The sequence below is a fragment of the Rhizobium sp. CC-YZS058 genome (assembly GCF_034720595.1).
In the GTDB taxonomy this organism is placed as follows: domain Bacteria; phylum Pseudomonadota; class Alphaproteobacteria; order Rhizobiales; family Rhizobiaceae; genus Ferranicluibacter.
This window is the reverse complement of the sequence record NZ_JAYESJ010000001.1, coordinates 474,129-500,814: the sequence shown is the minus strand read 5'-3', so window position 1 is coordinate 500,814 and position 26,686 is coordinate 474,129. Positions and strand designations below refer to the sequence as shown.

Annotated in this window: 17 protein-coding genes; 13 read left to right on the top strand and 4 right to left on the bottom strand. The window is 65.2% G+C overall.

What is annotated here, in order from left to right; genetic code table 11:
* Window positions 1-116: 116 nt before the first annotated feature.
* From U8330_RS02365 to U8330_RS02330, 8 genes are all read left to right on the top strand, one after another.
* Window positions 117-3,443: a transglutaminase family protein gene (locus U8330_RS02365; protein WP_323103565.1), complete on the top strand. Its 3,327-nt coding sequence runs from the start codon at window positions 117-119 to the stop codon at window positions 3,441-3,443.
* Between the two features lie 158 nt (window positions 3,444-3,601).
* The gene (locus U8330_RS02360; RefSeq protein WP_416236800.1) at window positions 3,602-6,025 is read left to right on the top strand and encodes a circularly permuted type 2 ATP-grasp protein; all 2,424 of its coding nucleotides are present in this window, start codon (window positions 3,602-3,604) and stop codon (window positions 6,023-6,025) included.
* 1 nt (window position 6,026) lies between these two features.
* Complete coding sequence (locus tag U8330_RS02355; RefSeq protein WP_323103563.1) at window positions 6,027-6,923, top strand: transglutaminase family protein; 897 nt, start codon at window positions 6,027-6,029, stop codon at window positions 6,921-6,923.
* A gap of 264 nt (window positions 6,924-7,187) precedes the next feature.
* The gene (locus tag U8330_RS02350) at window positions 7,188-9,653 is read left to right on the top strand and encodes a glycogen/starch/alpha-glucan phosphorylase (RefSeq protein WP_323107103.1); all 2,466 of its coding nucleotides are present in this window, start codon (window positions 7,188-7,190) and stop codon (window positions 9,651-9,653) included.
* Entirely contained in the window at window positions 9,650-11,857 is a 2,208-nt protein-coding gene (glgB, locus tag U8330_RS02345) for a 1,4-alpha-glucan branching protein GlgB (RefSeq protein ID WP_323103562.1), read from the top strand. The genes U8330_RS02350 and glgB overlap by 4 nt, the downstream gene beginning before the upstream one ends.
* 85 nt (window positions 11,858-11,942) lie before the next feature.
* Window positions 11,943-13,202 carry a glucose-1-phosphate adenylyltransferase gene (gene glgC, locus U8330_RS02340; RefSeq protein WP_323103561.1) on the top strand — a complete coding sequence of 420 codons (1,260 nt, stop codon included), beginning with the start codon at window positions 11,943-11,945 and terminating at the stop codon, window positions 13,200-13,202.
* Window positions 13,203-13,206: 4 nt separating this feature from the next.
* Window positions 13,207-14,646: a glycogen synthase GlgA gene (gene glgA, locus U8330_RS02335; RefSeq protein ID WP_323103560.1), complete on the top strand. Its 1,440-nt coding sequence runs from the start codon at window positions 13,207-13,209 to the stop codon at window positions 14,644-14,646.
* A gap of 3 nt (window positions 14,647-14,649) precedes the next feature.
* Window positions 14,650-16,278 carry an alpha-D-glucose phosphate-specific phosphoglucomutase gene (locus U8330_RS02330; protein WP_323103559.1) on the top strand — a complete coding sequence of 543 codons (1,629 nt, stop codon included), beginning with the start codon at window positions 14,650-14,652 and terminating at the stop codon, window positions 16,276-16,278.
* A 297-nt stretch (window positions 16,279-16,575) separates the two neighbouring features.
* On the opposite strand, the gene U8330_RS02325 is transcribed toward U8330_RS02330, so the two are convergent.
* The gene (locus U8330_RS02325) at window positions 16,576-17,013 is read right to left on the bottom strand and encodes a MerR family DNA-binding protein (RefSeq protein WP_323103558.1); all 438 of its coding nucleotides are present in this window, start codon (window positions 17,011-17,013) and stop codon (window positions 16,576-16,578) included.
* A gap of 87 nt (window positions 17,014-17,100) precedes the next feature.
* Here U8330_RS02325 and U8330_RS02320 point away from each other — a divergent pair, with 87 nt between their 5' ends.
* Window positions 17,101-17,859: a glutaredoxin gene (locus U8330_RS02320; protein ID WP_323103557.1), complete on the top strand. Its 759-nt coding sequence runs from the start codon at window positions 17,101-17,103 to the stop codon at window positions 17,857-17,859.
* Window positions 17,860-17,909: 50 nt separating this feature from the next.
* Here the strand turns inward: U8330_RS02320 and U8330_RS02315 are convergent, their stop codons facing one another.
* The 3 genes from U8330_RS02315 to U8330_RS02305 all read right to left on the bottom strand — a co-directional run bounded on the left by U8330_RS02315 (window position 17,910) and on the right by U8330_RS02305 (window position 21,183).
* Window positions 17,910-18,773, bottom strand: coding sequence for a tetratricopeptide repeat protein (locus U8330_RS02315; RefSeq protein ID WP_416236894.1), 864 nt, complete (start codon window positions 18,771-18,773; stop codon window positions 17,910-17,912).
* Window positions 18,774-19,159: 386 nt separating this feature from the next.
* Window positions 19,160-19,393 carry a 30S ribosomal protein S21 gene (gene rpsU / locus U8330_RS02310; protein WP_323107101.1) on the bottom strand — a complete coding sequence of 78 codons (234 nt, stop codon included), beginning with the start codon at window positions 19,391-19,393 and terminating at the stop codon, window positions 19,160-19,162.
* A gap of 176 nt (window positions 19,394-19,569) precedes the next feature.
* Entirely contained in the window at window positions 19,570-21,183 is a 1,614-nt protein-coding gene (locus U8330_RS02305) for an adenylate/guanylate cyclase domain-containing protein (RefSeq protein ID WP_323103555.1), read from the bottom strand.
* A 277-nt stretch (window positions 21,184-21,460) separates the two neighbouring features.
* On the opposite strand from U8330_RS02305, the gene U8330_RS02300 reads away from it, so the two are divergent.
* The 4 genes from U8330_RS02300 (at window position 21,461) to U8330_RS02285 (ending at window position 26,683) form a co-directional block, all read left to right on the top strand.
* Window positions 21,461-22,714 carry a sarcosine oxidase subunit beta family protein gene (locus U8330_RS02300; RefSeq protein ID WP_323103554.1) on the top strand — a complete coding sequence of 418 codons (1,254 nt, stop codon included), beginning with the start codon at window positions 21,461-21,463 and terminating at the stop codon, window positions 22,712-22,714.
* Window positions 22,715-22,786: 72 nt separating this feature from the next.
* The gene (locus U8330_RS02295) at window positions 22,787-23,131 is read left to right on the top strand and encodes a sarcosine oxidase subunit delta (RefSeq protein ID WP_323103553.1); all 345 of its coding nucleotides are present in this window, start codon (window positions 22,787-22,789) and stop codon (window positions 23,129-23,131) included.
* Window positions 23,128-26,121 (top strand): sarcosine oxidase subunit alpha, encoded by a 2,994-nt coding sequence (locus tag U8330_RS02290; RefSeq protein ID WP_323103552.1) that lies wholly within the window; start codon window positions 23,128-23,130, stop codon window positions 26,119-26,121. Before U8330_RS02295 ends, U8330_RS02290 begins: the two co-directional genes overlap by 4 nt.
* Window positions 26,114-26,683 (top strand): sarcosine oxidase subunit gamma, encoded by a 570-nt coding sequence (locus U8330_RS02285; protein ID WP_323103551.1) that lies wholly within the window; start codon window positions 26,114-26,116, stop codon window positions 26,681-26,683. The genes U8330_RS02290 and U8330_RS02285 overlap by 8 nt, the downstream gene beginning before the upstream one ends.
* Window positions 26,684-26,686 lie beyond the last annotated feature (3 nt).

Here is a 26,686-nt window from a genome sequence, read left to right as displayed (position 1 = left end):
GTCCGACATTCAAGCAGCGGCTGACATGCCGCTTTTTTCAGCCTTGCTTTATTTGCGTGCATTGCACACAGTCTGGCCTGGACGGAGAGAGCCGTCACGGACAGACCGGGACCTGCATGTCGATCAAAGCCAGCATCTATCACCTGACCCATTACACCTATGATCGGCCGGTCCGGCTCGGTCCCCAGGTCATCAGGCTCAAGCCGGCGCCGCATTCCAAGACCAAGGTTCTCAGCCACTCGCTGAAGGTCACGCCCGCCAATCATTTCGTGACGCTGCAGCAGGACCCCTACGGCAATTACCTCGCCCGCTACGTCTTTCCCGATCCGGTGCGCGAACTGAAGATCGAGGTCGATCTCGTCGCCGATATGACTGTCTACAATCCCTTCGACTTTTTCGTCGAGGAAAGTGCGGAAACCTGGCCCTTCGACTATGCGGAGGAGATCCGTGAGGATCTCTCCATCTACCGCACGCCGGAGCCGGCAGGGCCGGCGCTGCAGGCCTATCTCGACACCATTCCGCGCGATCCGGTCAATACGGTCGATTTCGTCGTCGCGATCAATCTCAAGCTCCAGCAGGCGGTCAACTATGTCATCCGCATGGAGCCCGGCGTGCAGACGCCCGAGGAAACGCTGACCAAGGCGCTCGGCTCCTGCCGCGATTCCTCCTGGCTGCTGGTGCAGATCCTGCGCCATCTGGGCCTCGCCGCCCGCTTCGTCTCCGGCTATCTGATCCAGCTCGCGCCCGATCTCAAGGCACTCGACGGCCCCTCCGGCACGGAGGTGGATTTCACCGATCTCCATGCCTGGTGCGAGGTCTATATTCCGGGGGCCGGCTGGGTTGGCCTGGACCCGACCTCGGGCCTGCTGACGGGCGAAAGCCATATTCCCCTTTCGGCAACCCCGCACTATCGCAATGCCGCGCCGATCTCGGGCGGCTTCTCCGGCGATCCGGAGACGAAGACCGACTTCGCCTTCGAGATGACGGTCACCCGCGTTGCCGAACATCCGCGCATCACCAAGCCCTTTTCGGACGAAAGCTGGGAGGCGCTGAACCGGCTGGGCGCCGAGGTGGACGAGGTTCTGACACGCAACGACGTGCGGCTGACCATGGGCGGCGAGCCGACCTTCGTCTCGATCGACGACTTCGAATCCGGCGAATGGAACACGGATGCCGTCGGCCCGACCAAGCGGGCCCGCGCCGACATGCTGATCCGCCGCCTGCGCGATCGCTTCGCCCCCGGCGGCTTCCTGCATTATGGCCAGGGCAAATGGTATCCGGGCGAGAGCCTGCCGCGCTGGACCTTCTCGCTCTACTGGCGAAAGGACGGCGTGCCGATCTGGTCCGATCCGGACCTGATTGCCCGGGAGACGGCGAGCGACGACGCGACCCCTGAAAAAGCCGAAGCGCTATTGAAGGGCATCGCCGCCGCGCTGGAAATCGAGCCCGATCTCGTACTCCCGGCCTATGAGGATCCGGCCGAGTGGATCATCAAGGAAGCGAGCCTGCCGGACAATGTCGATCCCTCCAATTCCAAGCTCAAGGACCCGGAGGAGCGAACGCGGCTTGCGCGCGTCTTCGACCGGGGACTGACGGTGCCGACCGGCTTCGTCCTGCCTGTCCAGGCCTGGAACAGCAGATCCTCCGGGCGCAAATGGATGAGCGAGCGCTGGCGCACGCGGCGTGGCAAGATCTTCCTCGTGCCCGGAGATTCCCCCGTCGGCTACCGCATTCCGCTCGGCGCCCTGCCCTATATTCCGCCGTCGCGCTTCCCCTATATCCACGAGGCCGATCCGACCATCCCCCGCGATCCGCTGCCGCACTATGATGCCAACCCCGCCCGCGCCATGGCGGAAGCCTCGTTCCGCGCGGCCGAGCCGCAGCAGATGCGCAATGAACAGGTGCTGGGCGAAATCAGCGGCTCCGTGCGCACCGCCATGACGGTGGAGCCGCAGAATGGACGGCTCTGCGTGTTCATGCCGCCGGTGGAGCGGATCGAGGACTATCTCGATCTAATTGCCGCCGCTGAATCCGCGGCCGCCGCACTCGGCGTCGCGGTTCATATCGAGGGCTATGCGCCGCCGCAGGACGAGCGCATCAATGTGATGCGCGTCGCGCCGGATCCGGGCGTCATCGAGGTCAACGTGCATCCGGCCGCCACCTGGCAGGATTGCGTCGACATCACCACCGCGATCTACGAAGAGGCGCGCCAGTCACGGCTCGGTGCCGACAAGTTCATGATCGATGGCCGCCATACCGGCACCGGGGGCGGCAATCATGTGGTGGTCGGCGGGCAGAACCCGAACGACAGTCCCTTCCTGCGCCGGCCGGATCTTCTCAAAAGCCTGATCCTGCACTGGCAGCGCCATCCCTCGCTCTCCTACCTGTTCTCGGGCATGTTCATCGGCCCGACCAGCCAGGCGCCGCGCATCGACGAGGCGCGCCATGACAGTCTTTATGAGCTCGAGATCGCCATGGCGCAGGTGCCGGCGCCGGGCCGTGGGTCCGCGCCTCTGCCCTGGCTGACCGATCGGCTGTTCCGCAACCTGCTGACCGATGTCACCGGCAATACCCATCGCTCCGAGATCTGCATCGACAAGCTGTTTTCGCCGGACGGGCCGACGGGGCGGCTTGGGCTGGTGGAATTCCGCGGCTTCGAAATGCCGCCGAACGCCCGCATGTCGCTTGCCCAGCAGCTCCTGGTGCGCGCGCTCATCGCCCGCTTCTGGCTGAACCCCGCCGAAGGCGGACTGACGCGCTGGGGCACGGTCCTGCATGATCGCTTCATGCTGCCGCATCATGTCTGGGCCGATTTCCTCGACGTGCTGGCCGACCTCAGGCAGAATGGGTTCGACCTGCGCCCGGAATGGTTCGAGGCGCAGCTCGAATTCCGCTTCCCCTTTTGCGGCGAGGTTCAGTACGAAGGCACGAAGCTGGAACTGCGCCAGGCCCTGGAGCCCTGGCATGTCATGGGCGAGCAGGGCGCGATCGGCGGCACGGTTCGCTATGTCGACAGCTCGGTCGAGCGGCTGCAGGTGCGCTTCGAGGCCGCCAATCCGGACCGCTACACGGTGGCCTGCAACGGCCGGTCGGTGCCGCTGAGCGCCACCGGCCAGGGCGGAGTTTCGGTTGCCGGCGTGCGCTACAAGGCCTGGCAGCCAGCCGCCGGCCTTCACCCGGTCCTGCCGGTCAATACGCCGCTGACTTTCGACATTTACGACACATGGTCGCGCCGTTCGATCGGCGGCTGCATCTACCATGTTGCCCATCCCGGCGGCCGCAACTACGATACGTTCCCGGTCAACGGCAACGAAGCCGAGGCCCGGCGCCTGGCGCGGTTCGAACCATGGGGGCACACGGCCGGCAGCTTCGGCCTCGTTCCTGAACCGCCAACCGCGGAATTCCCGATGACGCTCGACCTGCGACGTCCGGCCGGCCTCTGACAAGCGGAGGCGCGGTTCGCGGCACCGGGCCTCATCCGGACTGCGCTTCGGCTGAAGCGAAGGGCGGGCGCGGCTTGCGGGCCCGGTTCTCGACATGGGGTGCCCAGCCTGGCCTGGGCGCGTGACGGACAAGGGGAATACCGGTCGCAAGACCGGACATGGGCGGCGGAATGGCGAAGCAGGGAACAGCGGACGCAGACATGATCGGCAAGCGGAACGCGACGGACGCGGTCTCCGGCTATGCCGCCCTGCCCGGCATTGCCGACGAGATGGTCGATCCCTCCGGCGCGGTGCGGCCTGTCTGGCAGCATCTCCTGTCCACGCTTGGGCGCATGGACGCCTCCGAACTCGCCAACCGCTTCGCCCGCGCCGACCGCTATCTGCGCGACGCCGGCGTGTTCTACCGAGCTTACGGAAGCAAGGAGACCTCGGAGCGCAACTGGCCGCTTTCCCATATCCCGGTGCTGATCGACGATCGCGAGTGGCAGACGCTGTCGCGCGGCCTTATCCAGCGTGTCGAGCTTCTGGAGCGGATTTGCGCCGATATCTATGGCGAGAACAGGCTGGTGGCGCAGGGGCTCTTGCCGCCGGCCCTGGTGGCCGGCAATCCCGAATTCCTGCGCCCGATGGTCGGCATCCGCCCGGCCGATGGCCATTTCCTGCATTTCTGTTCCTTCGAGATCGGCCGGGGGCCGGACGGGAACTGGTGGGTGCTGGCCGACCGCACGGAGGCGCCCTCGGGCGCCGGCTTCGCGCTCGAAAACCGCGTGGCGACCACGCGCGCCTTCTCCGACCTTTACGCGGAAAGCCATGTGCATCGCCTGGCGGGCTTTTTCGGCGCCTTCCGGGATGCGCTGCAGAGCCGCAAGCGCACCCCGGAAGACCGCATCGCGATCCTGACCCCAGGCCTCAACAACGAAACCTATTTCGAACATGCCTATATCGCCCGCTATCTCGGCTTCATGCTGCTCGAAGGCGAGGATCTGACAGTCGTCAACGGCCGCGTCATGGTGCGGACCGTGGCCGGGTTGAAGCCGGTCGGCATTCTCTGGCGGCGGCTCGATTCGAGCTTTGCCGATCCGCTGGAATTGAACCAGCGCTCGCATATCGGCACGCCCGGCATGGTGGACGCCTTGCGCTCCGCCTCCGTGTCGATCGTCAATGCGCTCGGCTCGGGCATTCTGGAAACGCGCGCCTTCCTGGCCTTCATGCCGAAGATCTGTCGTCATCTGCTCGGCGAAGACCAGATCCTGCCCAGCATCGCCACCTGGTGGTGCGGGCAGAAGCCGGAGCGTGAGGAGGTCGCCGCCGCGATCGGCAAGATGGTCGTCGGCCCGGCCTATTCCACCCGCCCCTTCTTCGACGACAATGGCCAATCCGTGCTGGGCTCCAGCCGCAGCACCGCCAAGGGGAAGATCGCCGACTGGCTGGAGGCGGATGGGGCCAGGCTGGTCGGTCAGGAGCTGGTGACGCTCTCCACCACGCCGGCCTGGGTCAACGGCCGTCTGACGCCGCGGCCGATGAGCCTGCGGGTCTATGTCGCCCGCACGCGCGAGGGCTGGCAGGTCATGCCGGGCGGCTTTGCACGCATCTCGAGCGGCGAGGACGCGGCGGCGATCACCATGCAGGCGGGCGGCTCTGCGGCCGATGTCTGGATCGTCAGCGACAGGCCGGTGGAGCGCACCACCCTGCTGCCGGCCGAAGAAACCTTCATCCGCACCATGCCCGGCAGCCTGCCCAGCCGCGCGGCCGACAATCTCTTCTGGCTCGGCCGCTATATCGAGCGGGCGGAAGGGGCGCTCCGGGTGCTGCGTGCCTGGCACGGCCGCTTTGCCGAATCCGCCGACAGCAGCCTGCCGCTGCTCAAGGACATCACCGACTATCTCGCCGCGCTCGACATCGACACGCGACAGGCCGTGCCCGACAGCCTGGTTGCCAATGTCGACAGCGCGCTGTTTTCAGCCGGAAACATCCGCGATCGATTTTCCGCCGATGGCTGGCTGGCGCTTAACGATCTCGCCAAAACCGTGCGCAAGTTCCAGTCGACGGTGGAGGGAGGCGATGATGCCACCCATGCCATGACCATCCTGCTGCGCAAGCTCGCCGGATTTGCCGGTCTCGTGCACGAAAACATGTATCGCTTCACCGGCTGGCGCTTCCTGTCGATCGGGCGCTATCTGGAGCGCGGGCTGCACATGACGCGGCTGCTCGGCCACATGTCCGGCCCGAAGGCGCCGGATGGCGCGCTCGACATGCTGCTGGAGATCGGCGACAGCGTGATGACCCACCGCCGGCGCTACAATGTGAACACCGCACCGTTGACGGTGACCGATCTTCTGGCGCTCGACCCGCTCAATCCCCGCTCGGTTCTCTACCAGCTGAACGAGATCCGCACCGAAGTCGAGCAATTGCCCAACGCACTCGTCAACGGGCAGATGTCACCCTTCTACCGCGAGGCGGTGCGCCTGCAGTCCGGGCTGGCGGTGATGACGCCGGACGGCATGACACCGGCCGTCTATCAACGGCTGGAACAGGAGCTGGAGCGCTTTTCCGACATTCTCGCCCAGACCTATCTCAACTGACATGCTCTACGATATCAGCCTCACCATCACCTACGACTATGAAGTGCCGGTCTCCGGCGGGCGGCATCTGGTGCGCGTGCTGCCGCTGTCTATCCCAGGTCGGCAAAGGCTGATTGCCGGCAGCGTGACCTGCTCGCCGGCCCCCGACGAGCGCAGCGACCTCACCGATTTCTTCGCCAATCCCGCCACTGCCATCCTGTTTCGCAAGGCGCATGATCGGCTGGCGATTCGCATGCAGGCCCGCGTGCAGCTGGAGGCCGCCGATCCCGGCGTCGACCTTTCGCCACAGCTCGACCGGCTACCCGCCGAAATCGCCGCGCTCTGGTCGGTCGCGCCCGATGCGCCGCATCATTTCCTCGGCGCCAGTCCGCGTCTGACGGAAGATGCGGCGATCAGCGCCTATGCCCGCGACATCGCCAAGCCCGGCATGACCGTGCACCAGATTGCCACGGCGCTCTGTCATGCGATCTACACCGATTTCACTTACGACCCGGAGGCCACCACGGTCGACTCGACGCCGCGCCAGGCCTTCCGCCTGCGCAGCGGCGTGTGCCAGGATTTCGCCCATGTGATGATCCTGTCGCTGCGCGCGCTGGGCATACCGGCCGGCTATGTCAGCGGCTTCCTGCGCACGCTGCCGCCACCCGGCAAGGAGCGGCTGGAAGGCGCGGACGCCATGCATGCCTGGGTGCGTGTCTGGTGTGGGGCGACCATGGGCTGGGTCGAGCTGGACCCGACCAACGACATTCCGACCGGGCTCGACCATATCGTCGTCGGCCATGGCCGCGACTATTCCGACGTCGCGCCGGTGGTAGGCGTGCTCAAGAGCTATGGCAGCCATGAAACCGCCCAGGCCGTGGATGTCGTTCCCGTCGCGGAGCGCGCACCGGCGGAATAAACGGCTCTTTAAGGCAGGAGAGGCGGGCGAGACGGTGCGCAATGCGCAACCCCGTGCCGCGGGAGAGCGGCCGCGCCGATCTGTCAGGACGGACAGGCCACCCTGAATCCGCCGCTCTGCTCAGCCACTTGCGATTTTTCCGTTCGTTCAAAAGCTTTGTTGCAAGTCTCTGATAAAGTTGCATAGAGTGCCACATGCCCGCGGGTGTTCTGCCCGATGGCCTCCCGGTCCAAGGCCCTGTTCGAGAGAGGTGCGATCGTCGCCATGGTCAAGCATCAGCCCAACGAAAGCATCCCCCACGCCCTGCCACGTGCCTCCAATGCGCAGGTGCTGGCGCAGGAAATCATCGAGCGTCTCACCTACCGGATCGGCAAGGACCCCAAGGTGGCCAAGCCGCATGACTGGCTGACGGCGGCGATCCTGGTCGTGCGCGACCGCATCACCGACAACTGGATGGAATCGACCCGCAAAACCTATGCCGAAGGGCAGAAGCGCGTCTATTACCTCTCGCTCGAATTCCTGATCGGCCGCCTGATGCGCGATGCCGTGACCAATATCGGGCTGATGGATGAGCTCAAGGAGGCGCTCGCCTCCTTCGGTGTGGACATCGACATCATCGCCGAACTCGAGCCGGATGCCGCACTCGGCAATGGCGGTCTCGGGCGGCTGGCCGCCTGTTTCATGGAGAGCATGGCGAGCGTCGGCATTCCGGCCTATGGCTATGGCATCCGCTATGTACACGGCCTGTTCCGCCAGCAGATGTCGGACGGCTGGCAGGTGGAACTGCCGGAAACCTGGCTTGCCCACGGCAATCCCTGGGAATTCGAGCGGCGCGAAAGCTCCTACGAGATCGGCTTCGGCGGCGCGGTGGAAACCGTCAATATCGACGAGGAAATGACGCGTTACGTCTGGAAGCCGGCGGAACGGGTCATCGCCACGGCCTGCGACACGCCGATCGTCGGCTGGCGCGGCGCCCGCACCAACACGCTGCGCCTGTGGACCGCAAATCCCATCGACCCGATCCTGCTTGATGCCTTCAATGCCGGCGACCACATCGGCGCGCTGCGCGAAAGCAACAAGGCCGAGAGCCTGGCGCGCGTTCTCTACCCCGCCGATGCGACGCCGGCCGGCCAGGAGCTGCGGTTGCGCCAGGAGTTCTTCTTCTCCTCCGCCTCGCTGCAGGACATTCTGCGCCGCCACCTGCAGCAATATCCGGACTTCACCTCCCTGCCCGAGAAGGTGTCGATCCAGCTGAACGACACCCACCCCGCCGTCTCCGTCGCCGAGCTGATCCGCCTGCTCACCGACGTGCACGGCATGGACTTCGACACGGCCTGGGACATTGCCCGCCACACCTTCTCCTACACCAACCACACCCTGCTGCCCGAAGCGCTGGAGACCTGGCCGGTGCCGCTCTTCGAGCGCCTGCTGCCGCGGCATATGCAGATCATCTATGCGATCAACGCCAAGGTGCTTCTCGAGGCCCGCAAGCACCAGGATTACGACGACCAGCAGATCCGCACGATCTCGCTGATCGACGAAAGCGGCGACCGGCGCGTGCGCATGGGCAATCTGGCCTTCGTCGGCTCGCATTCGATCAACGGCGTTTCGGCCCTGCATACGGAGCTGATGAAGGAGACGGTGTTTGCCGATCTCCACAAGCTCTATCCCACCCGCATCAACAACAAGACGAACGGCATTACCCCCCGTCGCTGGCTGATGCAGTGCAACCCCAAGCTCTTCTCGCTGGTGCGCGAGGCGATCGGCGATGCCTTCCTGGACGATGCCGAGGCACTGAAGGCATTGGATGCCTATGCCGACGAATCGGGCTTCCAGGAACAGTTCGCGGCGATCAAGCGGCAGAACAAGGTCCGGCTCGCGCAGCTGGTGCAGAGCCGCATGGGCGTGCGCCTCGACCCCTCCGCCATGTTCGACATCCAGATCAAGCGCATCCACGAATACAAGCGCCAGCTCCTCAACATCATCGAGGCGATCGCGCTCTACGACCAGATGCGCTCGCACCCGGAGCTCGACTGGGTGCCGCGCGTCAAGCTGTTCGCGGGCAAGGCGGCGCCGAGCTACCACAATGCCAAGCTGATCATCAAACTCGCCAACGACGTCGCCCGCGTGATCAACCACGACCCGGCCGTGCGCGGCCTGCTCAAGGTGGTCTTCGTGCCGAACTACAACGTGTCGCTGGCCGAGATCATGGTGCCCGCTGCGGACCTTTCCGAGCAGATTTCGACCGCCGGCATGGAAGCGTCCGGTACCGGCAACATGAAGTTCGCGTTGAACGGCGCGCTGACCATCGGCACGCTGGACGGCGCCAATGTCGAGATGCGCGACTGCGTCGGCGCGGAGAACATCAAGATCTTCGGCATGACGGCCGAGGAAGTGGCCAAGGTTCGCCAGGAAGGGCACAATCCGCGCGCGGTCATCGAACAGTCGCGCGAGCTCGCCCAGGCCCTGCAGGCCATTGCTTCCGGCGTCTTCTCGCCCGACGACCGCAACCGCTTCACCGGGCTGGTGGACGGCATCTACAATCACGACTGGTTCATGGTGGCGGCCGATTTCGACGCCTATGCCAAGGCCCAGCGCGAGGTGGACGAGATCTGGACGGATCCGAGAAGCTGGTACGGCAAGACGATCCGCAACACCGCCCGGATGGGCTGGTTCTCGTCCGACCGCACCATCCGGCAATATGCAAAAGACATTTGGAGAGCCGGATGACATTCCTGCCGCAGGACGATGCCCCCATGATCAAGGCTGCGATTTCGAAGGAGGAAGTCGAAGCGTTCGTGACGGGCACGCATGGCGATCCCTTCGCCGTGCTCGGCGTCCATGCGGTGGAGAAGGAAATGATCGCCCGCTGCTTCGTTCCGGGTGCCGAAACGGTCAGCGTCGAAACGCTGGCCGGCAAGGAGATCGGCACGCTCAAGCGGCGCCACGAGGCCGGCGTCTTCGAAGGCGTGGTGGCGCTGAAGAAGCCGCAGCCGGTGCGCTACCGCGCCCGCAATACGGGCGGCGAATGGGTGGTGGTCGACCCCTACTCCTTCGGGCCGGTGCTCGGGCCGATGGACGATTATTACATCCGCGAGGGCTCGCACCTGCGGCTGTTCGACAAGCTCGGCGCCCATCCCCTGAAGCATGAGGGTGCGGAGGGATTCCACTTCGCGGTCTGGGCCCCCAATGCCCGGCGGGTCTCCGTCGTCGGCGATTTCAACGGCTGGGATGGCCGGCGCCATGTGATGCGCCTGCGCCGGGACACCGGGATCTGGGAAATCTTCCTGCCCGGCATCGGCGCCGGCGAGGTCTATAAATACGAAATCCTCGGCCCGCAGGGCGATGTGCAGCCGCTGAAAGCCGACCCCTTCGCTCGCCGCTCCGAACTGCGGCCGAAGAACGCCTCCGTCACGACACCGGAAATCGCCCAGGCTTGGGAAGACGAAGCGCACCGGGCGCATTGGGCAAATGTCGATGCCCGCCGCCAGCCGATCTCCATCTATGAGGTGCATGCCGGCTCCTGGGCCAAGCGCGACGACGGCACTTTCCTTTCCTGGGACGAGCTGGCCGCCCGGCTGATCCCCTATTGCGTCGACATGGGCTTCACCCATATCGAATTTCTGCCGGTCACCGAATTCCCCTATGACCCATCCTGGGGCTACCAGACCACCGGGCTCTATTCGCCGACCGCGCGTTTCGGCGAGCCGGAAGGTTTCGCCCGATTCGTCAACGGCGCCCACAAGGTCGGCCTCGGCGTCATTCTCGACTGGGTGCCGGCGCATTTCCCGACCGACGCCCACGGCTTGCGCGAATTCGACGGCACGGCCCTCTACGAACATGCCGATCCGCGCCAGGGCTATCACCCGGATTGGAACACGGCGATCTACAATTTCGGCCGCGCCGAGGTCATGGCCTATCTGGTCAACAATGCCCTCTATTGGGCCGAGAAGTTCCATCTCGACGGACTGCGGGTCGATGCCGTCGCCTCGATGCTCTACCTCGACTATTCGCGCAAGCACGGCGAATGGGTGCCGAACGAGTATGGCGGCAATGAAAATCTCGAGGCGGTGCGCTTCCTGCAGGAAATGAACAAGGCGGTCTACGGCACCCATCCGGGCATCCTGACCATTGCCGAGGAAAGCACCTCCTGGCCGAAGGTCTCCGCCCCGGTCCATGCCGGCGGGCTGGGCTTCGGCTTCAAGTGGAACATGGGCTTCATGCACGACACGCTCAAATATCTCGAGCGCGAGCCGGTGCACCGCAAGTACCACCACCACGACCTCACCTTCGGCCTGGTCTATGCCTTCAGCGAAAACTTCGTGCTGCCCTTGTCCCACGACGAGGTGGTGCATGGAAAGGGCTCGCTGATCGCCAAAATGGCCGGCGACGACTGGCAGAAATTCGCCAATCTGCGCGCCTATTACGGCTTCATGTGGGGCTATCCCGGCAAGAAGCTCTTGTTCATGGGCCAGGAATTCGCCCAGTGGAGCGAATGGTCGGAGGAGCGCGGGCTTGATTGGAACCTGCTCGAATATCCGATCCACGAGGGCATGCGCCGGCTGGTACGCGACCTGAACGGCACCTACCGCAACAAGCCGGCGCTGCATGCCCGCGATTGCGAGGGCGAGGGTTTCGAGTGGCTGCTGGCCGACGAACGCGAGACCTCGGTCTTCGCCTGGCTGCGCAAGGCGCCGGGGGAGAAGATGGTGGCGGTCGTTTCCAACTTCACGCCGGTCTATCGCGAAAGCTATAGCCTGCCACTGCCGGCGGAGGGGCGCTGGCGCGAGATCCTGAACACGGATGCGGAGATTTACGGCGGCAGCGGCAAGGGCAATGGCGGCATGGTGCGGGCGGCGCGGACCGGCTCCGGCGCCATCATGGCCACCGTGACCCTGCCGCCGCTCGCCACCTTGATGCTTGAGTTCGACTGAGCGCCGACGAGGCATATGTAGTGAGGAGAGGTGTCGCTGTCCGGACAGGACGATCCGGAACCGGCACCCGTTATGGGAGGTACCTATGGAGAAAAGACACCAACCGCTCGCTCGCGATGCCATGGCCTATGTGCTGGCCGGGGGACGGGGCAGCCGGCTGAAGGAACTGACCGACCGTCGCGCCAAGCCGGCGGTGCATTTCGGCGGCAAGGCGCGCATCATCGATTTCGCGCTGTCCAATGCGCTCAATTCGGGCATTCGGCGTATCGGCGTCGCCACGCAGTACAAGGCGCATTCGCTGATCCGGCACCTGCAGCGCGGCTGGAACTTCTTCCGCCCCGAGCGCAACGAAAGCTTCGACATTCTGCCCGCCTCCCAGCGCGTCTCCGAAACGCAGTGGTATGAAGGCACGGCCGACGCGGTCTACCAGAACATCGACATCATCGAGGATTACGGCGTCGAATACATGGTCATCCTGGCGGGCGACCATATCTACAAAATGGACTACGAGCTCATGCTGCAGCAGCATGTGGACTCGGGCGCGGACGTGACGATCGGCTGCCTCGAAGTGCCGCGCATGGAAGCCACCGGCTTCGGCGTCATGCATGTGGACGAGAAGGACCAGATCATCGCCTTCATCGAGAAGCCGTCCGACCCGCCGGGCATCCCGTCCAATCCGGACATGGCGCTCGCCTCGATGGGCATCTATGTCTTCCACACCAAGTTCCTGATGGACATGCTGCGCCGCGATGCGGCGGACGACAAGTCGAGCCGGGACTTCGGCAAGGACATCATCCCCTATATCGTCGAGCACGGAAAGGCGATCGCCCATCGCTTCGCCGAATCCTGCGTGCGCTCCGATTTCGAACGCGAGGCCTATTGGCGCGATGTCGGCACGATCGACGCCTACTGGCAGGCCAATATCGACCTGACCCACGTGACGCCGGAGCTCGATATCTACGACAGCACCTGGCCAATCTGGACCTTCGCCGAGATCAAGCCGCCGGCAAAGTTCGTGCATGACGACGAGAACCGCCGCGGGTCGGCCATTTCCTCTCTGGTCTCCGGCGACTGCATCATCTCCGGCGCCACGCTGAACCGCTCTCTGCTGTTCACCGGCGTGCGGATCAACTCCTATTCGCGGCTCGAAAACTGCGTGGTGCTGCCGGATGTGAAGGTCGGTCGGCATGCGCAGCTGAAGAATGTGGTGATCGACAGCCGCGTGATCATTCCCGAAGGCTTGATCGTCGGCGAGGATCCGGAGGTCGATGCGCGCCGCTTCCGCCGCTCCGAAGGCGGTATCTGCCTGATCACCCAGGCCATGCTCGACAAGCTGGATCTCTAAGCCGATGCAGGTCCTTTCGGTCGCCTCCGAGGTCTTTCCGCTGATCAAGACCGGCGGCCTCGCCGATGTCGCGGGCGCGCTCCCCGGCGCGCTCGCCCCCCTGGGCATCCGCATGCGCACGCTGATGCCCGGCTATCCCGCCGTGATGGCCAAGCTCGGGGAAACCCGCCGCGTCGGCGGGTTCGACAGCCTGTTCGGCCACCCGGCCTCCGTGCTGGAAGCAAGCCATGCCGGTCTCGACCTTCTGATCCTCGATGCGCCCGCGCTCTTCGACCGGGCGGGCGGCCCCTATCTTGACCGCGACGGCCTCGATTATCCGGATAATTTTCGCCGCTTCGCCGGCCTGTCGCTCGCCGCCGCCGAGATTGCGGCGGGGCTGATCGACGGCTGGGTCCCGGATCTTGTCCATGTGCATGACTGGCAGGCGGCGCTGACCCCGCTCTACATGCGCTATGACCGGGCGCCACAGACGCCGAGCGTCTTCACCATCCACAACATCGCCTTCCAGGGGCGCTACGGGGCGCAGGTCTTCCCGGAACTCGCCCTTCCCCCGCAGGCCTTCGCGATCGACGGCGTCGAGTTCTACGGCGATGTCTCCTTCATGAAGGCGGGTCTTGCAGCGTCAACGGCCATCACCACGGTGAGCCCGTCCTACGCTCAGGAAATTCTGACGCCGGAGTTCGGCATGGGCTTCGAAGGCGTGCTTTCGGCCCGGGTCGACGCGCTGTCCGGTATCGTCAACGGCATCGACACCGATATCTGGAACCCGGCGACCGATGCGCAGATCGTCAGACCCTACGATCCGACCGGGCTCGCCGAACGGGCACGCAACAAGGCCGCACTCCGCACGCGCTTCGGACTTGTTGAGAGCGATGGGCCGCTCTTCTGCGTCATCAGCCGGCTGACCCTGCAGAAGGGCATGGACGTGCTGGCCGAGGAGATCGCGACGCTGGTGTCCGGCGGCGGCCAGCTTGCCGTGCTCGGATCGGGAGATCCGGCCCTGGAAGCCGCCTTCCGCACGGCCGCGGCCGCTTCTCCCGGTCAGGTCGGTCTCGTGCTCGGCTATGACGAGCCGCTCTCGCACCTGATGCAGGCGGGTGCCGATGCGATCCTCATCCCGTCCCGCTTCGAACCCTGCGGGCTGACCCAGCTCTACGGCCTGCGCTATGGCTGCGTGCCTGTCGTGGCGCGGACCGGCGGACTGGCGGATACGGTCATCGATGCCAACGAGGCCGCCCTTGCCGCCGGTGTCGCCACCGGGCTACAGTTTTCCCCGGTGAGCCGCGACGGACTGCGGCTCGCACTCCGTCGCGTCTTTTCCCTCTGGCGTCAGCCGCCGCTTTGGGAAAGTCTTCAGCGGCAGGGCATGGCGTCCGATGTCTCCTGGGACCGGAGCGCCAGAGCCTATGCTGCGCTTTATTCCCGTCTTCTCACCAAAGGTTGAATCATGACGAAAACCGTGCAGACAACACCCTACACCGATCAGAAGCCCGGAACCTCCGGCCTTCGCAAGAAGGTGCCGGTGTTCCAGCAGACCAACTATGCCGAGAACTTCATCCAGTCGATCTTCGACAGCCTGGAGGGGTTTGAAGGCAAGACGCTGGTCATCGGTGGGGATGGCCGCTTCTACAATCGGGAGGTCATCCAGATCGCGATCAAGATGGCGGCGGCAAACGGGTTCGGCCGCGTCCTCGTCGGGCGCGGCGGCATCCTCTCGACGCCTGCGGCCTCGCATGTCATCCGCAAGTACCAGGCCTTCGGCGGCATCGTCCTGTCCGCCAGCCACAATCCCGGCGGCCCGACCGAAGATTTCGGCATCAAGTACAACATCGGCAATGGCGGCCCGGCACCGGAAAAGGTGACGGATGCGATCTTCGCACGCACCAAGAGCATTTCCGAATACAAGATCGCCGATGTGGCCGACATCAACCTCGACGTCGAAGGCGAGCAGGATGTGTCCGGCATGGTCGTCCAGGTCATCAACCCGGTCAGCGACTATGCTGAGCTGATGGAAAGCCTGTTCGATTTCAAGGCGATCCGGGCCCTGCTGCAAGGCGGCTTCCGCATCGTCTTCGATGCGATGAGCGCCGTCACCGGCCCCTATGCCAAGGAAATTCTTGAAAACCGCCTCGGCGCCACCAAGGGTTCGGTGCTGAATTTCGTCCCGTTGCCGGATTTCGGCGGCCACCATCCGGATCCGAACCTCGTGCATGCCCGCGCGCTCTACGAGGAGATGATGGGCGACAACGCCCCGGACTTCGGCGCCGCGTCCGATGGCGACGGCGACCGCAACCTGATCATCGGCAAGGGTATCTTCATCACCCCGTCGGACAGCCTTGCCATGCTCGCGGCGAATGCGCAGCTGGCACCCGGCTATGAAAAGGGTCTCGCCGGCATCGCCCGCTCCATGCCGACCTCGGGCGCCGCGGACCGCGTGGCGGAAAAGCTCGGCATCGGCATCTACGAGACGCCGACCGGCTGGAAGTTCTTCGGCAACCTGCTCGATGCCGGGCTCGCCACCATCTGCGGCGAGGAAAGCGCCGGCACCGGCTCCAACCATGTACGCGAGAAGGATGGCCTGTGGGCCGTGCTGCTCTGGCTGAACATTCTTGCCGTGCGCCAGGAAAGCGTGCTCGACATCGCCCGCCAGCACTGGACGACCTATGGCCGCAACTACTATTCGCGCCATGACTATGAAGAGGTCGATTCGGCCGCGGCGAACGGGCTGATGCAGGCCCTGCGCGACCAGCTTGCCACCCTGCCCGGCAAGACCTTCGGCGACCTGACGGTCGAGAAGGCCGACGACTTCTCCTACCACGATCCGGTCGATCAGTCGGTCAGCAGCAATCAGGGCATCCGCGTGCTGTTCGAAGGCGGATCGCGCGTCGTCTACCGCCTGTCCGGCACCGGCACCTCGGGCGCGACACTGCGCGTCTATATCGAGCGTTTCGAACCGGATGCGGCCAAGCACGACGTCGAGACCCAGACCGCGCTTGCCGATCTGATCGAGGCCGCCGATGCGATCGCCGGCATCAAGGCCCGCACCGGCCGCACCGAACCGAGCGTCATCACCTGAGGTGAGGCGCTCCGGGCCGGGCGGTGCTGTCACCCGGTTCGTGAAGATCCTCTGATGGCCAGAGGGACAAAGACCCCCTCTGGCCTGCCGGCCATCTCCCCCACAAGGGGGGAGAGACCGTGGGGTCGGCTCCTCGTTCCATATCGCGCGGTAGAGTGCTGAGAGGCGTCTGTCGTCTAAGAGTAGAGGCCGCGACTCAGAAGGCCCTCATTAAGAGGGACCGAGCGCGTGCGGCTGGGTCTCTCCCCCCTTGTGGGGGAGATGGGCGGCAGCCCAGAGGGGGGCTTTCGCCACCGCTCAGCGCTGGACCTGATGCCCGCACTCCCCACCATGCTCGAAAGCATCGAGGATCGGGCAAGGGCCGCTGCTGCCGGATCCGCATTGCTGCGCCAGACGGGCAAGGGACGCGCGTGCCGCCGAAAGCTCGGCGATCTTGCGGTCGAGCACGGCGATCTGTTCGCGCGCCAGCGCCCGGGCGCGGGGTCGATCCTCGCTCGCGTCCAGCGCCAGCAGCTCGCGGATCTGCTCGAGCGTGAAGCCGGCTGCCTGTGCGGTGCGGATGAAGCGCAGCTGGCGCAGCGCCTCCGGGCCATAGCGGCGCACCTGTTCACGCCCGCCCTTCACGCCTGCGGGCGGGACAGCCAGCAGGCCGCGGCGCTGATAATAACGCACCGTCTCCACGCCCACGCCGCCTGCCCGGGCAAGGCCGGCGATGGTCACGTCCTGTTTCGCCATGCGCTTGACTCCGTACCATGGTCCGCACCCTATATAGGGATTCTCCACACAGGGCTGAAGACGCGAACCCGGAAAGAGGATTGCACCATGCTCGCCAAGGCACCGAAAAAGGCCGTTCTCTACAGAATGGTCATGGACAAGCACATCTGCCCCTATGGTCTAAAGGCTAAACATCTCCTGAAGACGGAGGGCTACGTGGTCGAGGACCACTGGCTGCGGACACGGGAGGAGACGGACGCCTTCAAGGCGGAGCAGGGGGTCAAGACCACGCCGCAGGTGTTTATCGACGACACGCGCATCGGCGGCTATGACGACACGCGCCGCTTCTTCGGCAAGCCCGTCCCCGATCCGAAGGCCACATCCTATCGACCGGTCATCGCCGTCTTTGCCGTGACCGCGCTGATGGCGCTCGCCTCGAGCCAGGCGGCCTACGACTCGCCGTTCACGCTCCGCGCGGCCGAATGGTTCATCGCCTTTTCGATGGCGGTTCTGGCGCTGTTGAAGCTGCAGAACATCGAGACCTTCTCGACCATGTTCCTGAACTACGACCTTCTGGCGCGCCGCTTTGTGCCCTATGGCCGCATCTACCCCTTTGCGGAAGCAGGGGCCGGCATCCTGATGATCGCCGGCGTGGCGAACTGGATTTCGATCCCCATCGCGCTGTTCATCGGCACGATCGGCGCGGTCTCGGTGTTCAAGGCCGTCTATCTCGACAAGCGGGAGCTGAAATGCGCCTGCGTCGGCGGCGGCAGCAATGTGCCGCTCGGCTTCCTGTCGCTGACCGAGAACCTGATGATGATCGCCATGTCGATCTGGATGCTCGTGACCCACGGACTGACGATGTAGCCGCTGATGCCAGGCAGCCGGCCTCACATCGAGGCCGGACCGCACGAGGCTTAGGATGCGGCCTTGACGCGAGCGAGACCAGCGCGTGCCGGCTCGTACTTCGGATCGAGCTTCAGCGCATGCGAATAGGAGCGAATCGCCTTCTGATATTCCTGACGGCGCTCATAGACGAGAGCCTGGTTCGCCCAGCTCTCGGCCAGATTGCCGTTGAGGTTGATCGCCGTGTTGAAGTCGGAAAAGGCGTTGTCATCGTCGCCCATCGCCAGATAGGAGATGCCACGGCCGTTATAGGGCTCGGGAGAGGTCGAGGAGAGCGAGATTGCGGTCGAGAAATCTTCGATCGCCTGGGCGTGCTGGTTGCGGGCCTGATAGATCAGGCCGCGATTGTGATAGGCGCGCGGGTCGGTGGTGTCGTTCTCGATCGCCTGGTTGAAATCGGCGAAGGCGCGGTCGAGCTGGCCGGCCTGGCGGTAGAGGTTGCCGCGGCCGATGAAGGCGACGTCGTAGCGCGGGTTGAGCTGCAGCGCCGCGTTGTAGTCCTGCAGCGCCTGCGTCTGGTCGCCCATGTTGCGCTGAACGAGCGCGCGGTTGGCATAGGCCTGGTAGAAGCGCGGGTTGAGCTGGATGGCCATGTTGAAGTCCGACAGGGCGCGGCGGAATTCGCCGGCGCGGCCATAGGCCGAACCGCGGACGTTATAGCCTTCCGGATCGTTCGGGTTCGCAGCAATGACGCTCGACAGCGACGCGATGTTCTGCTCGGAGCCCTGGGCGCGGTCGACACGGAAGGTATCGTTGGTCGGGTCGGTCTGGCAGCCGGCCAGACACAGCGCACCTGCCAGCACAAGGGCGGATACGCCGTTGGAGACGAAGCCTGCCCGCGCGCTTCGGGAAAGACGGCCGGCGGAAAGGGCAATGCTGTCGGTCGATGTCAAGCTCGGTCCCTCTGGTCAAAGATGCGGGTGCGCATGTGGCCCGTGAGGCAGTTCCATACGCAAGGTCAATCCCGGCCGAATTGAGTCCGGCCGGGATGCGGGCGTAAGATTCACCCGGCCATTTCGTTCCGTGCTGCCGCGCGAATTCCCGCGGCGCTCTGGCGACACCCGCGCCACGCCCCCCGCGTCCAAACGCGAGCGGTATGGGCCCGGACTTGCGGCCTTAAGCCCTGATCCGCAGCCTGCTGCGGGGCCCTGCCGAATGGCGAAACGTCCCTTCGAGCCGGCCGACCATCCGCCAACAGAGAAACGGCGGCGGCGCATATGTCGCCACCGCCGATCAATTCGGTGCTAGGCCGAGCGCGCGATCAGCGCGCTGCTGCGGTGCGGCCGCCGCTGATCAGGCCTTCGCGCTGGGCGCGCTTGCGAGCCAGCTTGCGAACACGGCGAACGGCTTCCGCCTTTTCACGCGCACGCTTCTGCGACGGCTTTTCGTAGTAGTCGCGCATCTTCATTTCGCGGAAAATACCTTCGCGCTGCATCTTCTTCTTCAGAGCGCGGAGAGCCTGGTCGACATTGTTATCGCGGACGAGTACCTGCACGAGAATCACGTTCCTTTGGTTTGGGCCCGATCCAGCGGGCCGTTGTCTAGCTTCATTGCCGGCAGCGGCACAGCAAAGAAATAACGTTCGCTCGGCAGACGCCTTGCGATTGGTGAAGCGAGATAGCAGATCAGACCCTGCAAGTCCAGCCACGCGCCCCGCCCTCCGGCAGATTCTCACGACCCCGCGGTGCGCATGCCAGCATCGGCCTTCTCCAGCGCCGCCATAGCCTCTGCCAGGGCCCTGTGCACGCGTGGATGCTCATGCGGCTCGAGCCGGCCGATATCGAGGTGTAGATCAAGTCCGGGCAGATGCTCGCTGAGGACGCGTACCGCATGCGAGTTGGCGTCGATCAGGCCTTCCACGACATAAGGAATGATGTCCCGCGCGATGCCCTTCATGCGAATCGGGGGTCGCTCCTGCGCAATGACGATATCCTTGACCAGGGCATAGGTCTCGAAACTCATGACGATCTGGCCGCCTTCGGCGATCGACTGCAGGCGCGCGGCGAGATTGGCCTCAGCGCCGATGATCGTATAATCCATCCGGTCGCTGCTGCCGAAATTGCCGACATTGCAATATCCGGTGTTGATGCCCATGCGGACGATGAAGGGCTCTTCGGTGCCGTTCCAGCGCCAGCGCTCCTTCAGCGCGCCCAATCGCGTCTGCATCTCCACGGCCATGCGCAGACAGGCCTTGGCATCCTCCTGCGCCCCGTGGCTTTCCGGATCTCCGAAGAAGACCAGGATCGCATCGCCGATGAACTTGTCGATCGTCCCGCCATGCGCGAGCGCGATCTCCGACATCTCGGTCAGATATTCGTTGAGCATGTGGGTCAGGGCTTCGGGCTGCAGACGCTCGGTCGTGGCGGTGAAATCCTTGATGTCGGAGAAGAAGATCGTCAGCCGCTTCCGCTCGGTGTGGACGACCACGTCCTTCTGGCCGCTGAAGATGCTCTTGTAGATCTGCGGCGACAGATAGCGCGAGATCTTGAGCGAGACCGCGGCCAGGAACTCGTTGGCCTGCTCCAGCTCGCGGTTGAAGGCCTGGATGACGCGGCTCTGGCGTTGCTGCAGGGCGATGAAGCCGATGCCGATTGCCGCAACGAAGGCGAAATAGGCGATCAGGAACTTGAAGGCGAACAGGCTTCCAGCCAAGGGCTGGCGGATGATCACCTCCTGAATGCCGCGCACATCGCCGACCTTCCAGTCGTGCTTCGGGCTTTCCGGGTGGGAATTGTGGCAGTTGACGCAGGCCTGTCCCATGACGACGGGCGTCACCAGTCTCAACGTGTCGGTGAGGCCCGTGCGCGAGAGATCGGTGACCGTGCGCGCAGGATCAGCCCGCAGGGCAGCCAGCGCCCGCGTTTCGAAGGCATCGAGCTGATGCGAAGCGCGGTTCTTGAAGGGCAGATCGGACACGAAGCGATAGGCGATATTGGCCTGCTGCTCGCGGATGACATCACCGAGTTCAAGGGACAGCGTGGCGGGAATGGGGATGGCGCCGGGGATGGTGGCATAGGCGTGGGAAACAATGGTGTGGCCACCTGCACCCGACGTCTGCGCAGAAAGAACGCGGCCGACGACGTTGCTGGCATAGTAGGCGCGGATCGAGGTCACCAAAGACGCAAGATCCCGCGCTTGCCGGTCGAGCGAGGCCCGCGACAGCACGCTGACATCCGACCAGACCGCAAGGGGCAGACCCGCGAGCATGGCAAGAACGACGAGCCACAGGAGATAGCCGCGCTTGCGGGCTTCCTCCGCCACGCTGTCGTCCAGTCTCTCCGCCATCGTCGCGCCGTCCTGTTGATCGAATAGTACGCTACACAGCCTGAAACGCAATTCAAGATTAGACAGGCCTAATGTTTCAGGATGATTGCAGCGGGCCGGCTGGACCTGCGACACCCCGTCGCCCACGTGTCGAAACAAGGCCGCACGGGCGTCGCAAAAGAACCGTTGCGTCGCAGATCGATTTGCGATGTGTAGCGACACGAACGCGGCCGGGGCATGGCCGCCGGGCGTTCCTTCAAGGAGCACGCCCGAACCCTCATGCAAGGAGACGGGGCGGATGCGCAAATATTCGGTTTTTGCCGTGGCCCGAGAGGCGATGCGCGCGCACAAGGGCTGGGAGGCGCAATGGGCCTCGCCCGAGCCGCGGGCGAGCTATGATGCGATCATCATCGGCGGCGGCGGCCATGGGCTGGGCGCGGCCTATTACCTTGCCAAGGAACACGGCATCACCAATGTCGCGGTTCTGGAAAAGGGCTGGATCGGCGGCGGCAACACCGGCCGCAACACGACGATCATCCGCTCCAACTATCTCTATGACGAAAGCATGGACATCTACGAGCATTCGCTCAAGCTGTGGGAAACGCTGTCGCAGGAGCTCAATTACAACGTCATGTACTCGCCGCGCGGCGTGATGATGCTCTCGCACAACATCCACGACCAGCAGGTGTTCAAGCGCCATATCCACGCCAACCGGCTTTACGGCATCGACAATGAATGGCTGAGCCCGGAAGAGGCCAAGGCCTATTGCCCGCCGCTCGACATTTCCGCCGCCGCCCGCTTCCCGATCAACGGCGCTGCACTGCAGCGGCGCGGCGGCACGGCGCGCCACGATGCGGTTGCCTGGGGCTATGCGCGTGCCGCCTCCGACCGCGGCGTGCACATCATCCAGAACTGCGAGGTCAAGGGCATTCGCCGCGGACCGGACGGCGCCGTGACGGGCGTCGAGACGACGCGCGGCTTCATCGGCGCCACGAAGATCGGCGTTTCCGCCTCCGGCCACAATTCGGTGATCCTCGGCATGGCCGATGTCCGCCTGCCGCTCCATTCCGTGCCGCTGCAGGCGCTGGTCTCCGAGCCGATGAAGCCGATCTTCCCCTGCGTGGTCATGTCCAACACGGTGCATGCCTATATTTCACAGTCGGACAAGGGCGAGCTCGTGATCGGCGCCGGCACCGACCAGTACAATTCCTATTCCCAGACCGGCGGCCTGCAGATCATCACCCACACGCTGGATGCGATCTGCGAGCTGTTCCCGATCTTCCGCAGGGTGAAGATGCTGCGCCAATGGGGCGGGATTACCGACAATACGCCGGACCGTTCCGCCATCCAGGGCGTCACGCCGGTCAAGAACCTGTTCGTCAATTGCGGCTGGGGCACCGGCGGCTTCAAGGCCACGCCCGGCTCGGCTCATCTCTTCGCGCATCTGATCGCCAAGGGCGAGCCGCACCGCCTGGCCGCCGGCCTGACGCTCGACCGCTTCCGCTCCGGCCGCCTGATCGACGAGGCGGCGGCCGCCGCCGTCGCGCATTGAGGCCGCGATGCGCTCGGTGACCATGACCCATTCCGGCGCCGCCGGCGCCACCCTGATCTCGGGATTTCACCCATGCTGCTGATCCATTGCCCCTATTGCCGGGAAGAGCGCTCCGAGCTCGAATTCCGTGCGGCCGGCGATGCCCATATCGCCCGGCCCGATCCGATCGCCGAAATTTCGGATGAAGCCTTCGAGGCCTATTTCTTCCTGCGCGACAACCCCAAGGGCGTGATCTACGAGCGCTGGCGGCATGTGGCCGGCTGCGGCCGGTTCTTCAACGCGGCGCGCGACACGGTCAGCGACAAGTTCATCCTGACCTACAAGGCCGGCGAGCCGAAGCCGGCCTTGCCGCTGGCCGCCACGCCGGACGAAACCGTCGTCGAAACCTATGAAGCCACGGAAGGACGCGCGGAATGAGCGGCGCCAACAGGATTCCCGGCAAAGGCCGACTGACCCCGGCCCGAACCGCCCGGTTCACCTTCGACGGCCGCAGCTACACCGCGCTTCAGGGCGACACGGTGGCCTCGGCGCTTCTCGCCCATGGCGTGCACCTGATCGGCCGCTCGTTCAAATATCACCGGCCGCGCGGCATCCTCTCCGCCGGTCCGGAAGAGCCGAATGCGCTGATCAATGTCAGCCGCGATACGGCCCGCCGGCAGCCGAACGTGCGCGCAACGGTGCAGGAAGTCTTCGACGGGATGAAGACGGCCTCGCAGAACCGCTGGCCCTCGCTCGCCTTCGACATGGGCGGCATCAACCAGGTTCTTGCCCCCTTCTTCGCGGCCGGCTTCTACTACAAGACCTTCATGTGGCCGAAGCAAGCCTGGAAGAGCCTCTACGAGCCCCGCATCCGCGCAGCCGCCGGTCTTGGTGTCTCGCCGACCGAGGAGGATCCCGATCACTATGCCAGCCGCTATGCCCATTGCGACGTGCTGGTGGTGGGCGGCGGCGCCGCGGGCCTTTCGGCGGCGCTTGCCGCGGCAGAGACGGGCGCCCGCGTCATCCTGTGCGACGAACAGCCGGAGATGGGCGGCGCGCTGCACCACGACACCGGCGTGACGATCGACGGCGTGGAGGGGTTTGCCTGGGCGCAGGCGACAGCCGCCCGTCTTGCGGCGATGGACAACGTGACCCTGCTCACGCGCACGACCGCCTTCGGCTATTATGCCCAGAACTTCCTGGCGCTTGCCGAGCGGGTGACCGACCATCTGGCCCGTCCCGCCGCCGGCCAGCCGCGCGAGCGGCTTTGGCAGGTGCGCGCCAAGCGGGTTGTGCTGGCCACCGGCGCCATCGAGCGCCACATGGTATTCGCCAACAACGACCGGCCGGGTATCCTGCTTGCCTCGGCAGCGCGGACCTTCCTCAATCATCACGGCGTGGCCGTCGGCCGCAAGGTCGGCGTCTACACCGCCAGCGATTCGGCCTATGAGGCGGCCTTCGACCTTCACCGCGCCGGCATCGCCATTCCCGCCATCGTCGACAGCCGGACCACGCCGGGCGCGGCGGTGCTGGAGGAGGCGCGCCGTCTGGGCATCGAAGTCCTGACCGGCCACGCCGTGGTCGACACCAGCGGCAAGCTGCGCATCGCCTCCATGAGCGTCGCCCGCCAGGACGGCAGCGCCCGGCGCAGGATCGCGGTCGATGCGCTGATCACCTCGTCCGGCTGGACGCCCTCCGTTCACCTCTTCTCGCAGTCGCGCGGCAAGGTCGCCTTCGATGCGGAGAGCCAGCGGTTCCTGCCGGGCATCTACGCCCAGGACTGCGCCTGCGTCGGCGCCTGCAACGGGACCAATGCAATCCAGGCAACGATCGACGAAGCATTGACGGCGGGCCGGCTGGCCGCGGCGGCGGCCGGCCACTCCGGCGGCTCGACCCCGGCCCTGACTGCACAGGCCGCCTATGACTGGACGGGCGGCATGGCCGGTGCAGCCTATGGCGCGGGGCCGGACGACAATGTGAAGGCCTTCGTCGATTTCCAGAACGACGTCTGCGCCAAGGACATCCGGCTTGCCGTGCGTGAAGGCATGCATTCGATCGAGCATATCAAGCGCTTCACCACCAACGGCATGGCGACGGACCAGGGCAAGCTCTCCAACATCCATGGCCTGGCGATCGCCGCCGAAACGCTTGGCCGCGGCATTCCGGAGGTTGGTCTCACCACCTTCCGCGCGCCCTACACGCCGGTGACCTTCGGCACGCTGATCGGCCATTCGCGCGGCGACCTCTTCGATCCGACCCGCAAGACGCCGATCCACGCCGTGGAAGAGGCGATGGGAGCAGCTTTCGAGGATGTGGGCCAGTGGAAGCGCGCCTGGTACTATCCTCGCCCCGGCGAGGACATGCACCAGGCCGTCAACCGCGAATGCCGGACGGTGCGCGAAAGCGTCGGCCTCTTCGATGCCTCGACGCTCGGCAAGATCGAGGTGGTGGGCCCGGATGCCGCCGCCTTCCTCAACCTCCTCTATACGAACAGCTGGGACAGCCTGAAGCCTGGCCGCTGCCGCTATGGCATCATGCTGCGCGAGGACGGCTTCGTCTATGACGACGGCGTCGTCGGCCGCATCGCCGAGGACCGCTTCCATGTGACGACGACCACGGGCGGTGCCGCCCGCGTCATGCACCATATGGAAGACTATCTGCAGACCGAATTCCCGCATCTCGACGTCTGGCTGACCTCGGCCACCGAGCAATGGGCCGTCATCGCGGTTCAGGGCCCGAAGGCGCGGGAGGTGATTGCACCGCTCATCGAGGGCGTCGATCTCTCCAACGAGAGCTTCCCGCATATGAGCGTCGCGCAGGCCTCGATCTGCGGCGTCAAGGGCCGGCTGTTCCGCGTCTCCTTTACCGGCGAGCTCGGCTATGAACTCAACGTCCCCGCCGATTTCGGTCCGGATGTCTGGCAGGCGGTGCGCGCACGGGCGGAGGCGCTGGGCGGTTGCGCCTATGGCACCGAGGCCATGCATATCCTGCGCGCCGAGAAGGGCTATATCATCGTCGGCCAGGACACCGACGGCACGGTGACGCCCGACGATGCCTCGCTCGGCTGGGCTGTGGCGAAGAAGAAGGCGGACTTCGTCGGCATCCGCGGCATGAAGCGGCCGGACCTGGTGCGGGAGGGCCGCAAGCAGCTGGTGGGCCTGCTCACCAAGGACCCTCTGGTCGTGCTGGAGGAAGGGGCGCAGATCGTTGCCGATCCGAACCAGCCGAAGCCGATGACCATGCTCGGCCATGTCACCTCCGCCTACTGGTCGGAGAATTGCGGCCGCTCGATCGCAATGGCGCTTGTCGCCGGCGGCAAGGCACGCCTCGGCCAGACGCTTTATGTGCCGATGGCCGACCGGACCATTCCGGTCGAGGTGAGCGACATGGTGTTTTTCGACAAGGAAGGAGGCCGCATCCATGGCTGATGCTGAACGAGCCGAGCCCGTATCCGCCCGGCGGCAGGCGCCGCTCGCGGGCCTGCATGGCGGCTCCGGCGTGGCGCGGCTGACGCCCGCCGCCCCCGCCACGCGCCTCTCGCTGCGGGCCCGCCCGGACATGGTCGCAGCGCTCGGCGCCGCGCTCGGCCTGGCGCTCCCCATTGAGCCGAAATCCTCGGCCTCGGCCGGCGGCCGGCACGCGCTCTGGCTCGGGCCGGATGAGTGGCTGGTGATCGACGAGACGGAGGCCGACCTCATGGGCGCGCTCGACGCCGTCACCGGCCTCTACAGCGCCACCGACATTTCCCACCGCAACACGGCGATCCTGATCGAAGGGCCGGGCGCGGCCAATGCGCTCAATGCCGGCTGCCCGCAGGATCTGTCGCTGACGGTTTTCCCCGTCGGCGCCTGCTCGCGCACGGTCTTCGGAAAGTCGGAAGTGGTTCTCTATCGCACCAGTGATGCCGCCTTTCGGGTGGAATGCTGGCGCTCCTTCTCCCCCTATGTCTTCGGCCTGCTCGCCGAAGGCGCGGAGGATGCGGGGGTTTAAGAT